This is a genomic window from Mycobacterium paragordonae (assembly GCF_003614435.1).
Classification (GTDB): Bacteria; Actinomycetota; Actinomycetes; order Mycobacteriales; family Mycobacteriaceae; genus Mycobacterium; species Mycobacterium paragordonae.
The window spans coordinates 2,943,836-2,965,835 of sequence record NZ_CP025546.1 but is presented as its reverse complement, the minus strand read 5'-3'; the positions used below and the strand labels follow the sequence as shown (position 1 = coordinate 2,965,835).

The window sequence follows — 22,000 nt, the reverse complement described above, 5'->3', positions numbered from 1 at the left end:
CCTGATCAGGTCGGGATTAATATCGGAGCGTGCCAGCAAAACGTTTCGCCGCAGGCGTCGTAGTGATCTCAGCGGCCGTTGCACTGACCTGCGAGTGGCCAGCGGACGTGGCCACTCCCCGGATTCAGCCCATCGCGTTCGGCGCGCCGCTGCCGCTGGACCCGGCAGCCGACTTACCCACTGCCGGACAATTATTCGACCTACTCAACGCTCTGCAGGATCCTAACGTGTCGTTCTCCGACAAGAGCCACCTCGTTGAGGGCGGCATCAGCCCCATGGAGGCGCACCTGGCCGACACGCGGCTGAAACAGGCTGTCGCACATGGCGAATTGCCACTCAAGGCCACGGTGACCAACATCGTGTCCACCGGCGCGAACACGGTGTCGGCCGACGTCACCATCTCCGGCCCCAAGCTGACACCGGTGACGCAGAACCTGACGTTCGTCGACCAGGGCGGTTGGAAGATCTCCCGCGCTTCCGCGGTGACGCTGTTGGAGGAAACCGGCGCCGCCAGAAGCTAATCCGATGCGACCGGGAGACCCGGGCAGACGGTGCGGTAGCCGATGTCCGGCGACACCCAGTCGCGCCAGTGACGGTCGCTCATATTGGCAGTGATCTTGTCGCACAACAACTCTGACCAAGCCGTAGGTCCCGGCCATACCCGCAGCGTCTGATCCTGACTGCCCGACGCGATCCGGCGCCCATCGGCACTGAACGCCACACTGGTGACCACCCCGGAGTGCCCGGTGAGCGGGGAGCCGACCGCGGCTCCGGTGCCCGCATCCCACAAGCGGACGGTGTGATCGGCGCTGCCCGAGACGATGTGACGCCCGTCGCGGCTGTAGGCCACCGCCCGCACCACCTCGGTGTGGCCGGTCAGCGGCGCACCGATCGGAGCGCCGTCGCTCGCGTTCCACAGTCGCAGCGTCTTGTCCCAACTGGCGCTCACGACGCGGGCGCCGTCGGGGCTGAACGCCACACCGCGCACGGGTGCGGTGTGTCCGGTCCACGGGCCCCCGATCGGTGTGCCGGTCTGGGCGTCCCACAGCCGGAGCGTCTTGTCCCAGCCCGCGGAGACGATGCGCCGCCCGTCCGGGCTGAACGCGACCGCCTCGACGAAGCCGGTGTGACCGGTCAGGGGTTTGCCGACCGAGGCACCGGTGGCCGCATCCCACAACCGCAGCATCTTGTCGGTGCTGCCGGAGGCGATGCGCGTGCCGTCCGGGCTGAACGCCACGCTGGTCACGGCGCTGGTGTGACCGGTCAGAGGTTTGCCGACCGAGGCACCGGTGGCCGCATCCCACAACCGCACCGTGTTGTCGTCGCCGCCGGAGGCGATGTGCGTGCCGTCCGGGCTGAACGCCACGCTGGTCACCTTGTTGGTGTGTCCGACAAGCGGGGCACCGATGGGGGCGCCGTTGCCGGCGTCCCACAAGCGCAGCGTCCCGTCGGTGCTCCCCGAGGCGATCCGCTGGCCGTCCGGGCTGAACGCCACGCTCTCGACACCGTTGCTGTGCCCGCTCAGTGCCAGGCCGAGTGGGGCGTCGGGGTTGGCGTCCCACCACCGCACGGTGTCGTCGTTGCTGCCCGAGACGATGCGCCGCCCGTCCGGGCTGAATTCGACGTCGAATACTTGATTGCTGTGCCCGGTGAGCGGCGCGCCGATCGCGGCTCCGGTGCCGGCATCCCATAATCGCACCGTGTCGTCGGCGCTACCGGAGGCGATGCGTCGCCCGTCCGGGCTGAACATCACACTCAGCACCTGATCGGTGTGCCCGACCAGCGGCGCACCCACCGCGGCTCCGGTGCCGGCGTCCCATAGCCGCACCGTGCCGTCCCAGCTCGCCGAAGCAAGGCGGCGGCCGTCGGCACCGAACGCCACGTCGACGACGTCGTCGGTGTGGCCGGTTAGCGGCGGTGTGGCAGGGGTGCCGGTGGCGACGTTCCACAGCCGCGCCGTGTTGTCCGCGCTACCGGAGGCGACCCGCTGCCCGTCCGGACTGAACGCCACCGAGGTGACCTGATCGGTGTGCCCGCGCATAGGCGCGCTGATCGAGGCTCCGGTGGCCGCGTCCCACAGCCGTACGGTCTTGTCCCAGCTGCCCGACACGATGCGGCGACCATCCGGGCTGACCGCGACTCCGGACACGGCGTCGGTGTGCCCGGTCAGTGGGCCTCCGACCGGGGCGCCGGTCGCGGCGTCCCAGATCCGTACCGTGTCGTCGCGTCCGCCCGAGACGATCCGGCTTCCATCGGGAGTGAAGGCCACACTCGACACGGCCTCGGTGTGTCCGACCAGGGGCGCGCCGACGGGCGAGCCGGTCGCGGCGTCCCACAACCGCAGCATGTTGTCGCTGGCCGACACGATGCGCCGGCCGTCCGGGCTGAGCGCCATCACCCCGGACGACGGTGCCAGCGGAAAGATCTTCAGGGTGCTGCGCCGCGTGACCAGGGTGTCCAGCAAGGCGCCGAGTTCGGTGGCCGGCGCGATCACCGGGGCGGCGAGGATCTGCTGGATCGCCCGCACGTCTCCGCCGGGCGCGATGCCGGCCAGCATCGTCTGCGCCTGCGAGGTCAACTTCAGCGCCACCGCCTGGTCGCGCTGCTGCAAGGCCTGTTGGCGCTGGTGCACCGCTTCGCGTTGCTGGACGACCGCGAACGCCGCCGCGACCACTGCCACCACCGTCAGCACCGCCATCGCGGCGATCGCGGCGGCCCGCAGGCGGCGAAACCGTTGCCGCTCACGCAGATCGTCGCTGGCCAACTGGTCCTTGGGTACGCCGTGGATCGGCGCGGCCAGGGCGGTGATCTTCTCCCGCAGCGTCGCCGCATGCGGATTCCAGGGAGCGTGGTCGCTGACGTCGATGAAGAACGGTTCGGACGGGAGCCCACCGGGTTCGGTCAGCACGGGCAGCGCGGCGTTCGACAACTCCGGATCGAACCGCTGATGCTCGGCATCCCAATGCAACCGGCCGCCGGCGAGGACCAACAGCAGCCGGTCGCGCCCGCCGCGCTCGAGCCAGTAGCTGACTTCCCGGTTGACCCAATAGGATTCGGCCGCCTGGGGCGACAACACCGCAACCAGGAAGCGGGACCGGTCCAGGGCGTCGGTGATCTTGCCCCACAGATCCGGGCTGACCGTCAGATCAGTGTCGTCCCGGAACACTCGCAGCGCCCGCAGCTGGCCCAGCCGGCGCCCGATGCGGTGCATCCCCTGCTGGATGCCGGCCGCGGCTCGGCGGTCGGCTCGCGTGTAGGACAGGAAGGCGTCGTAGTCACGGGTGCGCGCCGCCGCGGCCGGGGGCACGGTTATCTGCTCGGTGCGGGGAAGTACTTCAACACGCCCTCCTGCACGACGGTGGCGATGACCTGCCCGGAGCGATCGAAGAAATGCCCGGTGCCCAGACCGCGGGAGTCGGCGGCGACCGGGGACGATGTCGAGTACAGCACCCAGTCGTCGAAATCGACCTGCCGGTGAAACCACACCGAATGATTCGCCGACGCCGCGAAGATGCGGTCGTATCCCCAGGACAGGCCGTGTTTGGTGATCACCGAGTCCAGCACGGTGGTGTCCGAGGAGTACAGCATCGCCGCGGTGTGCAGCACCGGATCGTCAGGCATCGCGCCCAGGGCCGTCAGCCAAACCCGGTTGTAGGCAAGGCTTTCGCCCTTGTCCCGCATCACCCAGGACGGGTCGTTGGTGTAGCGCCAGTCGACCGGCTGCAGCGCGTTGACGAAGTGCGGGAGAGTCTTCTCATACCCGCGCAGGAGTTCGTTCAGGGGCGGCACCGATTCCGGTTCGCAGACCTCTGGTGGCTCGACGCCGTGCTCGAGGCCCCGCCCGCCGGCCATGTACGAAATCATCGCCGTGCACAGCAACGTCCCGTCCTGCACCGCATCGACGCGGCGGTTGGCGAAGCGCCGCTCGTCGCGCAAGGGCACAACGTGAAATTCGATGTCCTTGTGGATGTCGCCGCCGTTGATGAAGTGCACCGACAGCGCGCTCGGCGGCAGGCTCGCGCGGATCAGCGTGCGGGTGCTGGCCACGAACGACTGCGCCACCAACTGACCCCCGAACGTGCGCATCGGGTTCTTGCTGGGGTGAGATCCGACGAACCGGTCGTCGGCGACACGTTGGAGATCCAATATCGCCAGCAACTCGTCGAAGTCGGACACGCTGCTAGACGTCGTCCTCACCGATGCGGTGCACGTGGATCAGGTTCGTCGAGCCGACCGTGCCCGGAGGCGCGCCCGCGACGATGACCACCAGGTCACCGCGCTTGTAGCGGCCGAGTTCGAGTAGCGACTTGTCCACCTCGCGGATCATCCCGTCGGTGGTCTTCATGTGCGGGACGATGAACGTCTCGGTGCCCCACGTCATGGCCAGCTGACTGCGCACCTCCGGCAGGTCCGTGAACGCCAGCAACGGCAGCGGGGTGTGCAGGCGGGCCAGGCGCCGGACGGTGTCGCCGGACTGGGTGAACGCCACCAGGGCCTTGGCGTCCAGCCGCTCGCCGATGTCACGAGCGGCATAGGAGATCACGCCGCGTTTGGTGCGCGGCACGTGGGTCAGCGGCGGCGCGGCGGTCGAGTTCTCCTCGACCGCACACACGATGCGCGACATCGTCTTGACCGCCAGCAGCGGGTATTTGCCCACGGACGTCTCGCCGGACAGCATCAGGGCGTCGGCGCCGTCGAGCACGGCGTTGGCGACGTCGGATGCTTCGGCGCGAGTGGGCCGGGAGTTCTCGATCATCGAGTCGAGCATCTGGGTGGCGACGATGACCGGCTTGGCGTTCTCCCGGGCCATCTGGATGGCCCGCTTCTGCACCAGCGGCACTTCTTCCAGGGGCAGCTCGACTCCGAGGTCCCCGCGGGCCACCATCACCGCGTCGAACGCCAGCACGATGGCCTCGAGGTTGTCGATGGCTTCGGGCTTCTCCAGCTTGGCGATCACCGGGACCCGCCGCCCGACCCGGTCCATCACCTCATGGACCAGTTCGACGTCGGAGGGTGAGCGCACGAAGGACAGGGCCACCATGTCGACCCCGAGCTTGAGCGCGAACGTCAGATCCTGGATGTCCTTCTCGGACAAGGCCGGGGCCGACACGTTCATCCCGGGCAGCGAGATGCCCTTGTTGTTGCTGACGGGACCGCCCTCAAGGACCTTGCAGACCACGTCGTCGCCTTCGACGCGGTCGACGATGAGTCCGACCTTGCCGTCGTCGACGAGCACCCGGTCACCGGGCGTCGCATCTTGCGCCAACCGCTTGTAGGTGGTGGAAACGCGGTCGTGGCTGCCTTCACACTCAGCGACAGTGATGCGGACCGTTTCGCCGTCGGCCCAGTAGGTGGGCCCGTCGGCGAAGCGCCCGAGTCTGAGTTTGGGGCCCTGCAGGTCGCAGAGGACGCCGACGGCGCGGCCGGTGGCGTTGGACGCGCGGCGAACGCGGTTGTAAGCCGCTTCGTGATCCGCGTAATCGCCGTGGCTGAAGTTCATTCGGGCGACGTCCATTCCGGCTTCAACGAGCTCCTGGATCAACTCGTCGGTGGGGGTGGCCGGCCCGAGGGTGCAGACGATCTTTCCGCGTCTAGTCACGACGACAAAGCATAGTCGGGCTAGCTGGCATCGGAGTGACCGGAAGGCGCGGCGCGCGGCGCGGAGTTGCGCCGCGAGCGTGCGGCCAGCTTCACCTTCGGCGCGGTGGATTCATACGGTCAGTGCAACATCCGTGGATTTAGGGGTTGCGATGCCGAGTGGATATCCGCATTCGAAGTGGGTGCGTCGGGAGTTCTTTGATCGGGTGTGCGGCGGTGTGCCGGTGCACCGTGCCGCCAAGGCGATGGGCGTGTCGACAACGCGTGCGTGGATTTGGTGGCGTGATGCTGGGGCGATGCAGCTCGTCAATGGCGGTAGGAATGCTTGCGGTTTAGCAAACCCAGGTGATTGGTCAAGGCGGCCGGGAGGTCCGGGTCGCAGGATCTGCGGCGAGGAACGCATCGAGATCATGCGGTTGCGTGATGCAGGGCTCTGCGCTGCTCAGATCGGACAGCGTCTGGGGCGCCATCGCTCTACGATCGGTCGTGAGTTCGAGCGGAACAGCTTGCCTGATGGGGATTATCACGCGTTGATGGCGCATGCTCGAGCTGCTGAACGAGCGCGCCGGCCCAAGGGATTCAAACTGGTTGATCATCCACTGTGCGCGGCCATCGAGGCTTGGATGGAGCAAGGTTGGAGCCCCAAGCTCATCGCTGAGGTGTTGGCTCGTGATCATCCTGGTGACAAGCTGGCCAGGGTGAGCCACGAGACCATCTACCAATGCTTGTATGTGCAGACCCGTGGCAGTTTGCGCGCTGACCTCAACAAATGCCTGTCCACCAAACGAGCCAGCCGCAAACCGCGCGGTCGCAACACCAGCCGTGGGGTCTACAGCAGCGGTGAGGAATTCACCATCAGCGACCGCCCTGCCGAGGTCGCCGACCGTGCGGTGCCTGGTCATTGGGAAGGCGACCTGATTGTGGGGCCCAACAACAGCGCTATCGGAACCCTCGTCGAGCGCAGCACCCGATTCACTATCTTGCTGCACCTGCTTGGCGATCGCAGCGCCGAAACCGTCGCCACCGCAATGATCGAGGCGATGAAAGAATTGCCCGAGCATCTGCGGCGCTCGATCACCTGGGACCGAGGCAGCGAAATGGCCAACTGGCGCGACATTCAGCTACAGCTGGGGACCCCGGTCTATTTCTGTAACCCCCACTCACCCTGGCAGCGCGGCAGCAACGAAAACACCAACCGCCTCCTACGGTTTTGGTTCCAAAAAGGCAGCGACCTCAGCGGCTACACCAAAGCTGACCTCAAACACATCCAAGACACCCTCAATCGCCGACCCCGCCCCACCCTCAACCTCGACACCCCCGCCCAGCGCCTTTACGTCCTACTCCACCAAGCCGCCTAGGCCATGTTGCACTGACCACTTGACAATGAGCGCCGAGCGTGCGGCCGGCTTCACGTTCGGCGCGAAGGAGGCGGCGCGCTGATCAGCCGCTCAGGATGGTGGGCACCAACGGAAAGCCGGGCAGATTGCGCACCACCGTCCACGCGGTCCCGGCGATCACCAGCGTGATCGTCGTTGGTATCGGCAACCAGGATCGGCCGCTGTGGCGGCGCACTACGATCCAGCCCACCACCAAGGGGATCACGACGAGCGCGAAGACATTGTCGTAGACGGCGGCCATCAGGTGACCGTGCAGCAGATCGTGGGTCATCCGGAGTCCACCGCAGGCCGGACAATTCCAGCCGGTGAGAAATTTGAACGGACACTGCGGATAAACCGAATCCGGCCGGTGCGGATCGGCGACCCCGATGTACGCGAGCGCACCGGCCAGCAGGACAGCAGATCCTGCGGCGACGAGCTTCGGCGCGGCCGGGGCGGGCGAGTCAGGTGCCATCGCGCAACGGACGACCCTGCGGATCAGTGACTTTGTCGGTGAGCATCAGCACCGCATCGATGATGCCCCAGATCCAGGCACCGAGCCCGCAGGTCACCCAGCCGACCAGCAATTGCGCGATGCCCAGCCCCACGTACCCCGCGTAGATGCGACCGAAGCCGACGAGACCGAACAACCCCAGCAGTTGTAACAGGCCCGCGACGGTCTTCGACTTGTCTGAATACGGTTGGCCGGTGACGGGGTGCCGGCCCCACGGTGCTGACGGGTCGTAGCCGGCCCCGTATTGCGGGTACGGCTGATAGGGCGGCGGAAACGGCGGCGGCGGATATCCCGAGCCCTGCGGCGGGGGGCCCGGCTCGCTGGCGCCGGGCCACGGCTGGTCAGTCACGATCTCAGCATGCCAGATACCGCGTATCGGCGCCCCAAACGTCGCATCGGACCTCCGGCGCCGTGATCGGCTAGATCAAGATTGTTGCGGCGCAGCGGAACCCGAGGTTGCGGCGCAGCGCTACGAACGCCTTCGGAGCCGAAGTCGCCAACGCTGGCGGGCCGTTGCGGCGCTGTCGGTGCTCGGCGTCGGGGTGTCCTCGTCGCTGTCGGACGTGGCTTCCTCGGTTTCTTCGGTTGCCTCGGGTGGGGCGAGGTCGGGCTCGACGGCGTCGGTTTCGGCGTCGACGGTCTGCGGCTCGGTCGGCTCGGATTCGCTCGACTCGAGTGCGGGCTCGCTCGACTCGAGCTCGGCGGCAGGTTCTTCGGGCTCGTCGGCTTCTTCGGCTTCTGCGGCTTCTGTGGCCTCGTCGACTTCTTCCGCTTCGTCGGCTTCGTCGGCTTCAGCGGCCTCGCCGGCTTCGTCGGCTTCTGCGGCCTCGTCGGCTTCTTCGCGCTCCGGTTCGCCGGCCTCGTCCTCGGCTTCCTCGGCGTCCTCGGCCACCGCAGGGGCAGTACTGCCGCCAAGCAGGGGGTGGCCCGGGCTCTGCACGGCTGACGGTGCGTCCTCGCCGGCCGGTTCCGCGTCCATCTCTGGCGAAGCCGGTTCCTGCGCCTCTGATTCCGTCGCGTCGACGGGCTCAAGCTCGGCTTCGTCGACCACCGCTTCGACGGGATCGACGTCCTTAGGCTTGGCGACGGGCTCGTCAACCTCGGCCTCTTCCGGCTCGGCCTCGGCGACGTCTTCTGTCACCGCTTCGTCAGCTGCGGCCTCAGACTCTTCCGCCTCGGACGCTTCATCCGCCTCGGCGACTTCGGTGTCAGCGTCCACCGCATCGCCCTCGGCCTCTTCGGCTTCGGCATCCTCCGGCTCTGCGGCCTCGGCAACCGCTAAGAGCTCGGCTTCTTCCTCGGCCTCTTCCGCCTCGTCAGCCTCGCTCGCGGCCTCCACTATGTCGGCCTGGTCGGACTCGCTGACGTCCCCTTCGACCGCGTCGTCGGCCACCGCGGCCTGCGCCGCCTCAACCTCGGCTTCGGATTGCTCGTCAGCCTCGGCGTCCACGTCCTCCGGCTCGGCTTCGTCAGCACCGCCGGCTGCCGTCCCCACCGCTGCTGCCGTCGCGCCAGATGCGGCCCCGACGGCCGCCAATTCCTCGTCGGGCTCGGGCTCCAAGACTTCGTCGTCGCCCACGTGCCCACGCAACAACGCCGGATCCTCACGCCCCTTCGGCGCCAGAATGATGTACACGACCGCGGCGATGAAGACGAACGTCGACGTGAATGTGTTGATCCGGATGCCCGCGATGTGTGTCGCGGTGTCATCGCGCAGCAACTCCACGGCGAATCTTCCGACGCAGTACAGCGCGACATATGAGGCGAACAGACGCGCGTGTCCCAGCGAGAAACGCCGGTCCAGCAACAGCAGAATGCCGAAAACCAGCAGATTCCAGAGTAATTCGTAGAGGAACGTGGGCTGCACGACGAGCGCCACCTGCCCCGTCGAGACGCCGTCGAGCGAGTGGACGTCCACATATCCGGCAGGGTCGCGCCGGTAGAAGATCTCCAGACCCCACGGCATCGTTGTTTCGCGGCCGTAGAGCTCCTGGTTGAAATAGTTCCCCAGACGTCCGATGGCCTGCGCCAGCACCACTCCGGGCGCCACCGCGTCGAGGAAGGCGGGCAACGGAATTCCGCGTCGCCGGCAGCCGATCCAGGCACCGACTGCGCCGAGGGCCACCGCACCCCAGATGCCCAGGCCGCCGTCCCAGATCCGCAGTGCCGCAGCCATACCGGCACCGCCAGGACCCCAATATGTCTGCCAGTCCGTCGCCAGGTGGTAGAGGCGGCCTCCGATCAAGCCGAACGGCACCATCCACAGTGCGATGTCGTAGACCACGCCGCGTTGACCACCGCGGGCCGCCCAGCGCCGGTCCGCGATCAGCAGGGCGACCAGGATGCCGGTGATGATGAAGAACGCGTACGCACGAATCGGCAACGGCCCCAGGTGCCACACGCCGCGCGGCGGGCTGGGGATGTAGGCGAGGTAGGAGACTGTCATGCCGAATCCCTCTGGCGCACGCCGAGGGCGAGTTCCTCGGTCAGCGCCCGCAGGGCGGGCAGACCCTCCCCCAACGCCGACACCAGTGCCGACCCGACGATCACCCCGTCGGCATAGCTGCCGATCTGAGCGGCCTGCGCTCCCGACCGCACACCCAGTCCGACACCAACTGGTATGTCAGCCACCGCCTTCACCCTTCTCACCAGCTCAGGTGCGGCCGTCGAAACCGCATCCCGGGCGCCCGTCACACCCATTGTCGAAGCCGCGTAGACGAATCCGCGCGAAGCCTCGACAGTGGCTACCAACCGTTCGGGCGTCGACGACGGGGCCACCAGAAAGATGCGATCCAACCCGTGCTCCTCCGACGCCGCGATCCACTGCGCCGCCTCGTCGGGAATGAGGTCGGGAGTGATCAGTCCCTGACCGCCCGCCGCCGCCAGGTCTCGGGCGAACGCGTCAACTCCGTAATGCAACACCGGATTCCAGTAGGTCATCACTACGGCGTGGCCGCCCGCGGCACTGATCGACTCGACCGCGGTCAGCGTGTCGCGTACCCGCACTCCCCCACTGAGCGCCTGCTCAGTGGCCCGTTGGATCGTGGGACCGTCCATCCCGGGGTCAGAGTAGGGAACACCGACTTCGATGATGTCGCAACCGGATTCAACCAGTGCGGTCATCGCCTGCAGCGATGTCGGCACATCCGGGTAACCGGTGGGCAGATAACCGATCAACGCCGCCCGACCGCCGGCCCGGCACGAATCGAACAACGGGCCCAGTCTGCTGGCCGCCCCCTGTTGCACGGTCACGAGTTGTCCATCAGGCCGAACCACTTCGCGGCGGTCTCCACGTCCTTGTCTCCGCGGCCCGACAGGTTCACCACAATGACCGCGCCCCTTCCCAATTCGGCACCCAACTTCAGGGCGCCGGCCACCGCGTGCGCGGACTCGATAGCCGGGATGATGCCCTCCGAGCGGGACAGTAGACCGAACGCGTCCATGGCTTCGGTGTCGGTGATCGGCTCGTACTGAACGCGGCCCGCGTCTTTGAGCCAGGCGTGTTCCGGGCCGACCCCGGGGTAGTCCAAACCTGCTGAGATGGAATGGGATTCGATGGTCTGTCCATCCGCGTCCTGCAGCAGGTACGAGAAAGAACCTTGGAAAGCACCGGGTGACCCACCGGTGAAAGTCGCCGCGTGCCGGCCGGTCTCGACTCCGTCACCGGCGGCTTCATAGCCCACCAACCGCACATCGGGATCGTCGAGGAAGGCATGGAAGATACCGATTGCATTGGAACCGCCACCGACGCAGGCCACCACCGCGTCGGGCAACCTGCCCGCCTGCTGTTGGATCTGCACCCGCGCCTCCATGCCGATGATGCGCTGGAAGTCGCGCACCATGGTCGGGAAGGGATGCGGCCCCGCGGCGGTGCCGAAGCAGTAGTAAGTGTTGTCGGCGTTGGTGACCCAGTCCCGAAACGCTTCGTTGATCGCGTCTTTGAGGGTCCGAGACCCGGTCTCCACCGAGACGACCTGCGCACCCAGCAACCGCATCCGGGCCACGTTGAGCGCTTGGCGCGCGGTGTCGACGGCGCCCATGTAGATGATGCACTCCAAGCCCATCAGCGCGCAGGCGGTGGCCGTGGCGACGCCGTGCTGGCCGGCACCGGTCTCGGCGATGACCCGCGTCTTACCCATCCGGCGAGCCAGCAGCGCCTGACCCAGCACGTTGTTGATCTTGTGAGACCCCGTGTGGTTCAGGTCTTCTCGCTTGAGGAAGATCCGGGCCGAGCCGGCGTGCTCACCCAACCGGGTGGTCTCGTACAACGGTGACGGCCGGCCGGCGTAGTGCGTCTGCAGCTTGTCCAGAGTGTCCAGGAAATCCTGGTCGACACGTTCCTTTTCGTAAGCGACGGTGACTTCCTCGATCACGGCCATCAGCGCTTCGGGAACGTAGCGTCCGCCGTAAACACCGAAATGACCGCCCGCGTCCGGGTCGTAGTGGGTGCGTTCGACGATGGCGGCGCTGGTACGCGGAATATCCGGGTTCGACAGATCGGCCATCACAAAGACTCAGAACGTGCGCAGGACATCAATGGCTAGCGAGCCGGTTTCGGACAGGATGGGTGGGTTCCGGCGGTAACCAGGTCGGCGACCGCCGCTCGGGGGTCACCGCTTTTCACCAGGCCCTCACCGACGAGCACGGCGTCGGCGCCCGCGCCGGCATACGCCAGCAGGTCCCCGGTGTGGCGCACGCCGGATTCGGCGATTCGGATCACCTTGCTGGGCAGGCCGGGGGCGATCCGCGCGAAGCAATCCCGGTCGACCTCCAGCGTGGTGAGATCGCGGGCGTTGACCCCGATTACGTTGGCCCCGGCCTTCAATGCGCGGTCGGCTTCTTCCTCGGTGTGCACCTCGACAAGCGCCGTCATCCCGAGCGATTCGGTGCGGTCGAGCATCGACACCAGCGCGGACTGATCCAGCGCGGCGACGATGAGCAACAGCATGTCGGCACCGTGCGCACGGGCCTCGTGGATCTGGTAGGGCTGCACCACAAAGTCTTTGCGCAACACCGGAATCGACACCGCAGCGCGCACCGCGTCCAGGTCGTCGAGCGAACCGTTGAAACGCCGCTCCTCGGTCAGCACGCTGATGATCCGGGCGCCGCCGTCTTCGTAGGCGCGGGCCAGCTTTGCCGGGTCGGCGATGGTCGCCAGTGCGCCCTTCGACGGACTGGCGCGCTTGACCTCCGCGATCACGCCGATGCCGGGCTCGCGCAGCGCGGCCATCACGTCGCGCGGCGGCGGGGCGGCTGCGGCGGCGGCCTTGATTTCAGAAAGACTTACGCGGGCTTCACGCGCGGCAACATCGGCCCGGACTCCCTCAAGAATGGAGTCAAGCACGTTGGCCGGACTCATACCTGCGGTTCCTTCCTCCTGTAACCCACTGTGACTCTGGATCACCCCACGCTCGCCAACCGATTTCGACGGCGTGCAAGAAGGGTAGCGACCCTCACGAAGGGGTCCGTCACCGCCCCTCGGTGTCCGGGTCAGCGGGCCGATCGGTGGGGTCGCGGCCCTCGTCGAGAGCATCCCAAATCATGCGTTCGGAGAGCTGTTGCCGCCCTTCCGAAGCCTGCGATTGATCCCCGGTAGGTGTCCCGTCGATTTCCCGCGCCGCTGAGCGACGCGCCCCCGGGGCCAGGTACTTCGTGCTGCGCGACCCGGCGGAGCCGGCGACCGACGCCGAGCGCATCAGCAACGCGGCGGCGATCAGGGTGCACACCGCCGCCACCACCGTCGCGACTGCCCCGGAGTACTGGCGGGCACTGCCCACCAGCGTCGCGACCTGCACATGCGCGACATCGGCGCCGCGCGCCGCCACATCCGGGACGGCCCAGAGGCTGAAGCCGAGGTAGCCGATGGCGAAACTCGCGGCCGCAAGCAACGCCGCCAGGACACGCAACTGCCAGCCGCGCACCGCCAAGGCCGCGACGGCGGCAGCCAGGTTCACGATCGCCAGGGGCAGCAGCGCGCTCGACCAGGACGCTCCGGACAGCGTGATCTCCTTGGGCGGCCCCAGCCCGTCGAAAGAGCGGATGACCACCCAGGTGAACCGCGACGCCGCCCACAGCGCGCCGGCCGCGATCACCAGCAGAATCTGGGCGACGCCGATGATCAGCCGGCCGCGACGGGGCGTGTCAGCAGCCACCGGGCGTACCGGGCACGGTCAGCGTCTCGGCGGCGGCGATCGCGTTGAGTACCGCCCGCGCCTTGTTCCGCGACTCGTTGTACTCGTAGGGCCCGTTGGAGTCGGCCACCACGCCCCCGCCCGCCTGGACATAGGCGGTGCCGTCGCGCATCAGCGCGGTGCGAATGGCGATCGCGAAGTCGGCGTTGCCGGCGAAGTCGAGATAGCCCACCACACCGCCGTAAAGGCCCCGGCGGGTCTTCTCGACCTCCTCGATCAATTCCATCGCCCGGACCTTCGGCGCACCGGAGAGGGTCCCGGCCGGGAAACACGCCGTCACCGCGTCCAGGGCGGTCTTGCCTTCCGCCAGCAGGCCCGTCACGGTGGACACCAGGTGCATCACGTGGCTGTAGCGCTCGATGTGGCTGTAGTCCTCGACGCGGACGGTGCCCGGCGTGCAGACCCGGCCCAGGTCGTTGCGGCCCAGGTCCACCAGCATCAGGTGCTCGGCGAGTTCCTTCTGGTCGGACAGCAGCTCCTTTTCCAGTAGGACGTCTTCTTCCTCGGTCTCCCCCCGCCACCGCGTTCCGGCGATCGGGTGTGTCGTGGCCCGTCCGTCCTGCACGGTGACCAAAGCCTCGGGACTGGACCCGACGATCGAAAAGTCAACTGCGCCTTCACTATCGGGAATCTGCAGCAGGTACATGTACGGGCTGGGGTTACTCACCCGCAGCATCCGGTACACGTCGATCGGGTCGACGTCGGTGTCCATCTCGAAACGCTGGGACGGGACGACCTGGAAGGCTTCCCCGGCGGCGATCTGTTCCACCAGGTAGTCGACAATCGCGCCGTACTCCTCGACCGTGCGTTGGGCGCGGTGCACCGGTTCGGGCTTGCTGAACGTGGAGACGGTCGAGGGCAATGGCTGCCCCAGCGCGGCGGTCATCACGTCGAGCCGGGCGACCGCGTCGTCGTAGGCCCAGTCCACCCGCTCGTCGGTGCCGTTCCAGTTGACCGCGTTCGCGATCAGGGTGATGGTGCCCTCGTGGTGGTCCACCGCGGCCATATCGGTGGCCAGCAGCAACAACATGTCCGGCAGCTGCAGGTCGTCGACGGCAACCTCGGGCAAGCGCTCCAGCCGCCGCACCATGTCATAAGCGAAGTAGCCGACCATGCCTCCGGACAGTGGCGGCAACCCCGGCAGGCCGGCTGTCGCGAGTACCTCCAGGGTGGCGCGCAGCGCGTCCAGCGGGTCGCCGCCGGCCGGAGCGTCCTTGGGCACGGCGCCCAGCCATACCGCGTGGCCGTCCCGCACGCTTAACGCTGTCGGCGCCCCCGCCCCGATGAACGACCAGCGCGACCACGACCGGCCGTTTTCGGCCGATTCCAGCAGGAAGGTCCCGGGACGGCTGGCGGCCAGCTTGCGATAGGCCGATAGCGGAGTTTCGCTGTCGGCCAGGACCTTGCGAGTCACCGGGACCACCCGGTGCTCGGCCGCCAGCACGCGGAAATCCTCCCGCGTTGTCGTGGCTGCGAGGTTGGCGTGCACCGGACCATCCAATCAGATCTCGAGGTGGCCACCCGCGTAGCGTGGCGGCCATGAAAACTGGTGACACCGTGGCCGACTTCGAGCTTCCCGACCAGACGGGCTCGCCGCGCAAACTCAGCGACCTGCTTTCCAGCGGGCCGGTGGTGCTGTTTTTCTATCCGGCGGCCATGACGCCGGGTTGCACCAAAGAGGCCTGCCACTTCCGGGATCTAGCGGCCGAATTCGCCGCTGTGGGCGCCAATCGGGTCGGCATCAGTACCGATCCCGTGCAGAAGCAGGCGAAGTTCGCCGACACTCAGCACTTCGACTATCCGCTGCTGTCGGACAGCGACGGGACGGTCGCCACGCAGTTCGGCGTCAAGCGCGGCCTGCTCGGCAAGTTGATGCCGGTCAAGCGCACCACGTTCGTCATCGACACCGACCGCACGGTTCTCAACGTGATTTCCAGCGAGATCAGCATGGACACCCATGCGGACAAGGCGCTGGAGACGCTGCGCGGCCGCTGAGCCCGTCTGGTGTCCACCGTTCCCCGTCGAGCGTGAAGCCTGTCGCAGGCTGGGCGTCGAACGTGCGGCTGGCTGCACGCTCGGCCGCGGCGAACGCTCCTGATGCGACCCTGCCTAGGGGCTGATCGCCAGGAACAACCAGGCCGCTAACAGGACGAGATGCACCTCGCCCTCCAACCGGGTGGCCCGGCCGGGCACCACGGTCAGCACGCTGACCACCATGGTCAGCGCCAAAAGCACCAACTGGGTGGGGCCCAGCCCCAGCAGCAGCGGTCCACGGACCCATATCGACGCCAGCGCGATGGCCGGGATGGTGAGCCCGATGCTGGCCATCGCGGAGCCGTACGCCAGGTTGAGGCTGATCTGCATCCGCCCCTGTCGTGCGGCGCGCCCGGCCGCCAGAGTCTCCGGCAGCAACACCACCAGGGCGATCACCACGCCGACAAACGAGTGCGGGAAGCCCGCGGCCGCCACCATGCGCTCGATGATCGGCGACTCCACCTTGGCCAGCCCCACCACCGCCACCAGGGCGATGAGCAGCATCCCGACGCTCGACCACGCCGCCTTGGTGCTCGGCGGGTCCGCGTGGCTGTCGTCGTCGACCGCACCCTTCTGCACCACCGGGAGGAAGAAGTCGCGGTGCCGAACGGTCTGGGTAAAGACGAACATCAGGTACAGAGCCAGCGAGGCCACCGCAGCGAACGCGAGTTGGCCAGGAGAGAACTGCGGGCCGGGATGGGTGGTGGTGAAGGTCGGCAGCACCAGTCCCAACGTCGCCAGCGTGGCGACCGTGGCCAGCGCCGAGCCGCTGCCGTGGGCATTGAACTGCGTGACGCCGTACCGGCGCGAGCCGAGCAGCAGCGACAAACCGACGATGCCGTTGGTGGTGATCATCACCGCGGCGAACACCGTGTCACGCGCAAGGGTGGCCGCCTTGTCGCCGCCGGAGGTCATCAGTGTGACGATGAGCGCCACCTCGATGACGGTCACCGCGACGGCCAGCACCAGCGACCCGAACGGCTCACCCACCCGGTGCGCCACCACCTCGGCGTGGTGGACCGCCGCCAGGACGGCACCACCGAGCAACACCGCCTCCAGCGCCCCCACCACCGGGCCGATCTCGTGACCCCAGGTGAACACCAGCGCGACCAGAGCGATCAGCGGCGCCAGCACGTTCCACGACACGCGTTTAATCATCGATCGCTCCTTTCGTCCTCGCTGTCGCCAAACCGGTTACGGCACAGTTAAATTGCGGCCCGCGTCGCTTGGCGCCCGTTATGAGATGCAAGTCATCAATCAGGTTGGGCCGCAATGTCAATCCGCACATACCCGACCCGGCACCACCGAAACACGTTCACGCGCAACTGATTAGGAACACCAATAAATCAACTGCGGCCACCGCTGCAGCCGATCGCAACCGAGCCGGTCGGCACCGGGCGACGCAACTGACAGCGCCTCAATTGTACCAGCGCGTTAATTCCGGCTAACTGCACCTCAGTAGCATGCTCCCATGCCGACCAGCGCAGACCGCGATCCCGCGAAGGGCTTACAGGAGGGCGAACTCTTCGCCGGTTACACCATCGTGCGGCGGCTCGGTGCCGGTGGAATGGGCGAGGTGTACCTGGCACGGCACCCCCGCCTGCCCCGGCAGGACGCGCTGAAGATCCTTCCCGCCGAGTTCACCTCGAACCAGGAGTTCCGTGCGCGGTTCAACCGCGAGGCCGACCTGGCCGGCAGCCTGTACAACGAACACATCGTCGGCATTCACGACCGTGGCGAGTACGAGGGCCAGTTGTGGCTGTCGATGGACTACGTGGAAGGCACCGACGCCGCCCGCCTGCTGCGCGACCGGTATCCATCCGGAATGCCGCTGCCGGAGGTCGTCGACATCGTCACGGCCGTGGCCGAGGCGCTCGATTATGCGCATTCTCGCGGCTTGCTGCATCGGGACGTCAAACCGGCCAACATCCTGTTGGGCGAGGCCGCGCCGCGGCGGCGCATCCTGCTCGCCGATTTCGGCATCGCGCGTGAACTCGGCGAGATCAGCGGCCTCACCGCCACCAACATGATGATGGGCACCACCGCCTACTGCCCGCCGGAACAGCTGCAGGGCTCCGACCTCGACGGGCGCGCAGACCAGTACGCCTTGGGTTGCACCGCGTATCAACTTCTGACCGGCAGTGCCCCGTTCCAGAACTCCAACCCCGCGGTGGTGATCAGCCAGCACCTGTCGGCGCCGCCACCGCTGCTCAGCGAGCGCCGCCCCGAGCTGGCCTACCTCGATGCCGTCATCACGCGCGGGCTCGCGAAGGACCGGTCCGCGCGGTTCGCCTCCTGCTCTGATTTCGCCGCCGCGCTGGCCGCCCCGGCAGGCACGGCCGACGCCGCAGGCCCGACGGTCGCCGTCGAACGGCCGACCGAGGTGATCGCCACTGCCAAACCCGCCGGCGGCGGTCGCCGTCGTGGCGCGGTGATTGCGACGGTGGCGGCCGTTGTGTTGGTGGCGGTGGCCGCGGTCCTCGCGGTCGTGGTGATGAAGGGCAAGTCCGGCGGGCAGCAGTCCGCCGGTTCCTCGTCGTCAGCGAGCGCTGCCCCGACGAACGGCAGCGCGGGTCCGCCGGCCCTCAAACTTGCCGACCGGATCACGGACCAGGCCCACGTGCTGGGACCCGGCGAACGCCTCATCATCGAGCGCGCCATCAACAAGCTGTACGACGGGCAAGGAACTCGGCTCTGGGTGGTCTACGTCAACGACTTCGGTAGCGCCAAACCGGCAAAGTGGGCCGAAAACATCATCCGCACAAACGGATTCACCGACAACGACGTCCTGCTGGGGATCACCACCGACCGGCCGTTCTTCGTCTTCCACGTGCCGACAGCCGTCACCGCGGGTAGGGCTATCGATCTCGAGCAGATCCGGCGCGATCGCATCAAACCGGACGTGGAGCGTCGCGAATGGACCAAGGCCGCGCTGGCCGCGGCGATCGGACTCGACGTCCCCGCCCGCTAGGCCTCGGGCGCCAGCAACACCGCGGCGTCGAAGCAGCTGTGGTCACCGGTGTGGCAGGCTCCCCCGACCTGATCGACGGTCAGCAGCACGGTGTCGCCGTCACAGTCCAGGCGCACCGAGTGCACGTACTGCGTGTGGCCTGAGGTCGCTCCCTTGATCCACTGCTCGCCCCGGGATCGGGAAAAGTAGGTGGCCTCACGGGTTTGCAGGGTGCGGGCCAGCGCGTCGTCGTCCATCCACGCCACCATCAGCACATCACCACTGCCGCGCTCCTGCACCACCGCGGTGAACAGTCCGTCGGCATTGCGCTTCAACCGCGCGGCGATCGTGGGGTCGAGGGTCATGCGGTGGCGATCCGTACCGTGATGTCCTCGGCGGCCATGGCCGCCTTGACCTGTCCGATCGTCAGCTCGCGGAAGTGAAACACGCTGGCCGCCAACACCGCATCGGCCCCGGCGTCCACCGCGGGCGCGAAGTGTTCGGCGGCCCCGGCGCCGCCACTGGCGATCACCGGCACCGTCACCGCCGCCCGCACGGCGCGCAGCATGGCCAGGTCGAACCCGGCCTTGGTGCCGTCGGCGTCCATCGAGTTCAACAAGATCTCGCCCACGCCCAACTCCGCGCCGCGGGCGGCCCATTCGACGGCGTCGATCCCGGTGCCCTGCCGGCCGCCATGGGTGGTGACTTCCCAGCCCGACGGCGTCGGCGGCGAACCTTCGAGCACCGTCCGCGCGTCAACCGACAAAACGATGCACTGCGAGCCGAATTGCCTGGCCATTTCGGCCAGTAGGTCGGGGCGGGCGATGGCGGCGGTGTTGACCGACACCTTGTCCGCACCCGCGCGCAGCAAGGTGTCGACGTCGGCCACGGTGCGCACCCCGCCGCCGACGGTGAGCGGGATGAACACCTGCTCGGCGGTGCGGCGCACCACATCGAGCATGGTGGACCGCCCCGACGAGGACGCGGTCACGTCGAGAAACGTGAGTTCGTCGGCGCCCTCCGCGTCATATGCCGCCGCCAACTCAACGGGATCACCCGCGTCGCGCAGGTTTTCGAAGTTGACGCCCTTGACGACGCGGCCGTCGTCGACGTCCAGGCACGGGATCACCCGTACCGCGAGCCCGTCACCGCAGTGATGCTGCTGCATTTCAGTAATCCTCCGGTTGCCCTGTGCTGCGGAGGATCTCGAGGATCTCGCCGTGGACGCCGGGCGCGGCGGCCAGCGCGGACCGAGAGGCCGGGGTCCACTGTTCACCGGCCAGGTCGGTGACGACGCCACCCGCGGACCGCACCAGCGCGACCCCGGCGGCGTGGTCCCACACATGGCTGCCGAAACTGATTGCGCCTCCCAGAATTCCATCGGCCACGTAGGCCAGGTCGAGGCCGGTGGAACCGTGCATGCGCAACCGCGAAGACAGTCGGCTGAGGTTTTCCAGCACCGCCACCCGGTAGCGGCCCGGGAACCTGCCGCGAGAGTCGGCGCTGAACGAGCCGGCGCCGACCAGCGCGTCGGCCAACTCAGCGGGTGCCAATTTCGGTTGCGGCTCACCGTTTTTCAGCAGCGGACCGCCCGCCACGGCGGTATAGCGCTGGCCGGTGAAAGGCAGCCAGGTCAATCCGGCTACCGGTTCGCCGTCGCGCAACAGTCCCAGCAGAATGCCCGCCATCGGCGACCCGGCGGCATAGTTGAACGTGCCGTCGACGGGGTCCAGCACCCACACCCACGGCGACTCGACGTCGGCGCCGCCGAATTCTTCGCCGTGCACCTCGATTCCGGTCTCGGCGACCAGTGCATCGACGACCTGTCGTTCGATCGCCAGGTCGACCTCGGTGGCGAAGTCGTTGCCCTTCTTGCGGACCGCCGAGTCGGCACGGTGGCCGGCCAGGAACGGCTCGATCGCGTCGTCGAGGATCGCCGATGCCTGCCGAACCAATGCATCCAAATCCATGGCGCCTACTTCCGCACCGCGTCCAGCGCCTGCGGCAGCGTGAACCGGCCGGCGTAGAGCGCCTTGCCGACGATGGCGCCCTCGATGCCCCGGTCGGTCAGCGTCGCGATGGCGCGCAGGTCGTCCAGGCTGGACACACCGCCGGAGGCGATCACCGGCGCGTCGGTGCGCTCGGCGACCCGGGCCAACAGGTCGAGATTGGGCCCGGTCAGGGTGCCGTCCTTGGTGACGTCGGTGACGACGTAGCGCGAACACCCCTCGGCGTTCAACCGGTCCAGCACCTCCCACAGATCGCCGCCGTCGGTCTCCCAGCCGCGGCCGCGCAATCGGTGTGCACCATCAACGATTTGAACGTCCAGTCCGACGGCGACTTTGTCGCCGTGCTCGGCGATCGCCCGCGCACACCAATCGGGGTTCTCCAATGCGGCGGTGCCCACGTTGACCCGGGCGCACCCGGTGGCCAGCGCGGCGGCAAGCGAATCGTCGTCGCGGATGCCGCCGGAGAGTTCGACCTGAACGTCGAGTTTGCCCACCACCTCGGCGAGCAGTTCGCGGTTGGAACCGCGGCCGAAGGCGGCGTCCAGGTCGACCAGGTGGATCCAGTCGGTGCCGTCGCGCTGCCAGCCGAGCGCGGCGTCCAGCGCTGAGCCGTACTCGGTTTCACTGCCGGCCTTGCCCTGTACCAGGCGCACGGCGCGGCCCTCGACGACGTCGACGGCGGGCAACAGAATCAGCGACATGGCTACAGCCCCTCGACCCAGTTGTGCAGGATCGCGGCGCCGGCGTCGCCGCTCTTCTCCGGGTGGAACTGGGTGGCGGACAGCGGCCCGTCCTCCACCGCCGCCAGAAACGGCACCTGATGTGTCGCCCACGTCAACATCGCTTCGGGTGAACCTTCCCACCGCTGCGCGGCGTAGGAGTGTACGAAATAGAACCGGGTGTCGGCGCTCATGCCCCGGAAGAGCACGCTGTCCGGCGCGGCATTCACCACGTTCCACCCCATGTGCGGGATCACCGGCGCATCCAATCGGGTTACCGCGCCGGGCCATTGACCGCATCCGGTGGTCTCCACGCCGAACTCGACACCGCGCGCGAACAGGATCTGCATGCCCACGCAGACGCCCAGCACCGGATGCCCGGCAGCGACCCGTTCGGCGATGATCCGCTCCCCGCCGATCTTGCGCAGGCCGGTCATGCACGCTTCGAAGGCGCCGACGCCGGGCACCACGAGTCCGTCTGCGGCCAGGGCCTTTTCGGGCTCCGCGGTGACCTCGACGTCAGCACCTACCCGCTCCAGCGCGCGTTGCGCCGAGCGCAGATTACCGGAGCCGTAGTCCAGCACTACCACGGATTTCGGCCGGATAAGC

At 67.7% G+C, this 22,000-nt stretch carries 21 protein-coding genes; 4 read left to right on the top strand and 17 right to left on the bottom strand.

Translation table 11 applies throughout. From position 1 onward, the window contains the following. Window positions 1–29 precede the first annotated feature (29 nt). Window positions 30–521 (top strand): MTB12 family secreted protein, encoded by a 492-nt coding sequence (locus C0J29_RS13715; RefSeq protein WP_162951459.1) that lies wholly within the window; start codon window positions 30–32, stop codon window positions 519–521. Here C0J29_RS13715 and C0J29_RS13710 read toward each other — a convergent pair. Genes C0J29_RS13710 through pyk form a run of 3 tightly spaced genes read right to left on the bottom strand, consistent with a single transcriptional unit; the run spans window position 518 to window position 5,599 of the window. Continuing rightward, the gene (locus C0J29_RS13710) at window positions 518–3,307 is read right to left on the bottom strand and encodes a TIR domain-containing protein (protein WP_162951458.1); all 2,790 of its coding nucleotides are present in this window, start codon (window positions 3,305–3,307) and stop codon (window positions 518–520) included. The two genes, C0J29_RS13715 and C0J29_RS13710, sit on opposite strands and share 4 nt — an antisense overlap. 2 nt (window positions 3,308–3,309) lie before the next feature. Then, on the bottom strand, window positions 3,310–4,176 hold the full coding sequence (locus C0J29_RS13705; RefSeq protein ID WP_162951457.1) for an acyl-CoA thioesterase II: 867 nt from the start codon (window positions 4,174–4,176) through the stop codon (window positions 3,310–3,312). A gap of 4 nt (window positions 4,177–4,180) precedes the next feature. Then, window positions 4,181–5,599 (bottom strand): pyruvate kinase, encoded by a 1,419-nt coding sequence (pyk, locus tag C0J29_RS13700; RefSeq protein ID WP_065042781.1) that lies wholly within the window; start codon window positions 5,597–5,599, stop codon window positions 4,181–4,183. Between the two features lie 151 nt (window positions 5,600–5,750). Between pyk and C0J29_RS13695 the strand changes: the two genes are divergently transcribed. Further along, complete coding sequence (locus C0J29_RS13695) at window positions 5,751–6,956, top strand: IS30 family transposase (RefSeq protein ID WP_065048717.1); 1,206 nt, start codon at window positions 5,751–5,753, stop codon at window positions 6,954–6,956. Between the two features lie 82 nt (window positions 6,957–7,038). On the opposite strand, the gene C0J29_RS13690 is transcribed toward C0J29_RS13695, so the two are convergent. The 8 genes from C0J29_RS13690 to C0J29_RS13655 all read right to left on the bottom strand — a co-directional run bounded on the left by C0J29_RS13690 (window position 7,039) and on the right by C0J29_RS13655 (window position 15,168). After that, entirely contained in the window at window positions 7,039–7,449 is a 411-nt protein-coding gene (locus C0J29_RS13690; protein WP_120792648.1) for a DUF2752 domain-containing protein, read from the bottom strand. Then, the gene (locus tag C0J29_RS13685) at window positions 7,439–7,840 is read right to left on the bottom strand and encodes an NINE protein (protein WP_371872489.1); all 402 of its coding nucleotides are present in this window, start codon (window positions 7,838–7,840) and stop codon (window positions 7,439–7,441) included. The genes C0J29_RS13690 and C0J29_RS13685 overlap by 11 nt, the downstream gene beginning before the upstream one ends. A 117-nt stretch (window positions 7,841–7,957) precedes the next feature. After that, on the bottom strand, window positions 7,958–9,934 hold the full coding sequence (locus C0J29_RS13680; protein WP_120792646.1) for a prolipoprotein diacylglyceryl transferase: 1,977 nt from the start codon (window positions 9,932–9,934) through the stop codon (window positions 7,958–7,960). Then, a complete protein-coding gene (gene trpA, locus C0J29_RS13675) occupies window positions 9,931–10,740 on the bottom strand; it encodes a tryptophan synthase subunit alpha (protein ID WP_120792645.1) in 810 nt (269 codons plus the stop codon). Before trpA ends, C0J29_RS13680 begins: the two co-directional genes overlap by 4 nt. Continuing rightward, entirely contained in the window at window positions 10,737–11,993 is a 1,257-nt protein-coding gene (trpB, locus tag C0J29_RS13670; protein ID WP_065042812.1) for a tryptophan synthase subunit beta, read from the bottom strand. Before trpB ends, trpA begins: the two co-directional genes overlap by 4 nt. A gap of 35 nt (window positions 11,994–12,028) precedes the next feature. Next, window positions 12,029–12,847, bottom strand: a complete 819-nt coding sequence (gene trpC, locus C0J29_RS13665; RefSeq protein WP_065042811.1) for an indole-3-glycerol phosphate synthase TrpC — start codon at window positions 12,845–12,847, stop codon at window positions 12,029–12,031. 109 nt (window positions 12,848–12,956) lie between these two features. Further along, window positions 12,957–13,607 carry a TIGR02234 family membrane protein gene (locus C0J29_RS13660; protein ID WP_120794716.1) on the bottom strand — a complete coding sequence of 217 codons (651 nt, stop codon included), beginning with the start codon at window positions 13,605–13,607 and terminating at the stop codon, window positions 12,957–12,959. A 22-nt stretch (window positions 13,608–13,629) separates the two neighbouring features. After that, the gene (locus tag C0J29_RS13655) at window positions 13,630–15,168 is read right to left on the bottom strand and encodes an anthranilate synthase component I (protein ID WP_120792644.1); all 1,539 of its coding nucleotides are present in this window, start codon (window positions 15,166–15,168) and stop codon (window positions 13,630–13,632) included. A 50-nt stretch (window positions 15,169–15,218) separates the two neighbouring features. Between C0J29_RS13655 and C0J29_RS13650 the strand changes: the two genes are divergently transcribed. Then, window positions 15,219–15,674 (top strand): peroxiredoxin, encoded by a 456-nt coding sequence (locus C0J29_RS13650; RefSeq protein WP_120792643.1) that lies wholly within the window; start codon window positions 15,219–15,221, stop codon window positions 15,672–15,674. A 114-nt stretch (window positions 15,675–15,788) separates the two neighbouring features. Here the strand turns inward: C0J29_RS13650 and C0J29_RS13645 are convergent, their stop codons facing one another. Beyond that, the gene (locus tag C0J29_RS13645; protein ID WP_120792642.1) at window positions 15,789–16,871 is read right to left on the bottom strand and encodes a calcium:cation antiporter; all 1,083 of its coding nucleotides are present in this window, start codon (window positions 16,869–16,871) and stop codon (window positions 15,789–15,791) included. 313 nt (window positions 16,872–17,184) lie between these two features. Here C0J29_RS13645 and C0J29_RS13640 point away from each other — a divergent pair, with 313 nt between their 5' ends. After that, window positions 17,185–18,684, top strand: coding sequence for a serine/threonine-protein kinase (locus tag C0J29_RS13640; protein WP_120792641.1), 1,500 nt, complete (start codon window positions 17,185–17,187; stop codon window positions 18,682–18,684). On the opposite strand, the gene hisI is transcribed toward C0J29_RS13640, so the two are convergent. From hisI to hisH, 5 genes are read right to left on the bottom strand one after another with little or no spacing between them, the layout of a single operon-like run. Beyond that, entirely contained in the window at window positions 18,681–19,028 is a 348-nt protein-coding gene (gene hisI / locus C0J29_RS13635; protein WP_120792640.1) for a phosphoribosyl-AMP cyclohydrolase, read from the bottom strand. The two genes, C0J29_RS13640 and hisI, sit on opposite strands and share 4 nt — an antisense overlap. Then, complete coding sequence (gene hisF / locus C0J29_RS13630; RefSeq protein ID WP_065042715.1) at window positions 19,025–19,831, bottom strand: imidazole glycerol phosphate synthase subunit HisF; 807 nt, start codon at window positions 19,829–19,831, stop codon at window positions 19,025–19,027. The genes hisI and hisF overlap by 4 nt, the downstream gene beginning before the upstream one ends. A 1-nt stretch (window position 19,832) precedes the next feature. Further along, window positions 19,833–20,633, bottom strand: coding sequence for an inositol monophosphatase family protein (locus C0J29_RS13625; RefSeq protein ID WP_065042714.1), 801 nt, complete (start codon window positions 20,631–20,633; stop codon window positions 19,833–19,835). A gap of 5 nt (window positions 20,634–20,638) precedes the next feature. Then, on the bottom strand, window positions 20,639–21,373 hold the full coding sequence (priA, locus tag C0J29_RS13620; RefSeq protein WP_065042713.1) for a bifunctional 1-(5-phosphoribosyl)-5-((5-phosphoribosylamino)methylideneamino)imidazole-4-carboxamide isomerase/phosphoribosylanthranilate isomerase PriA: 735 nt from the start codon (window positions 21,371–21,373) through the stop codon (window positions 20,639–20,641). Window positions 21,374–21,375: 2 nt separating this feature from the next. After that, complete coding sequence (gene hisH, locus C0J29_RS13615) at window positions 21,376–21,996, bottom strand: imidazole glycerol phosphate synthase subunit HisH (RefSeq protein WP_120794715.1); 621 nt, start codon at window positions 21,994–21,996, stop codon at window positions 21,376–21,378. Between the last annotated feature and the right edge of the window lie 4 nt (window positions 21,997–22,000).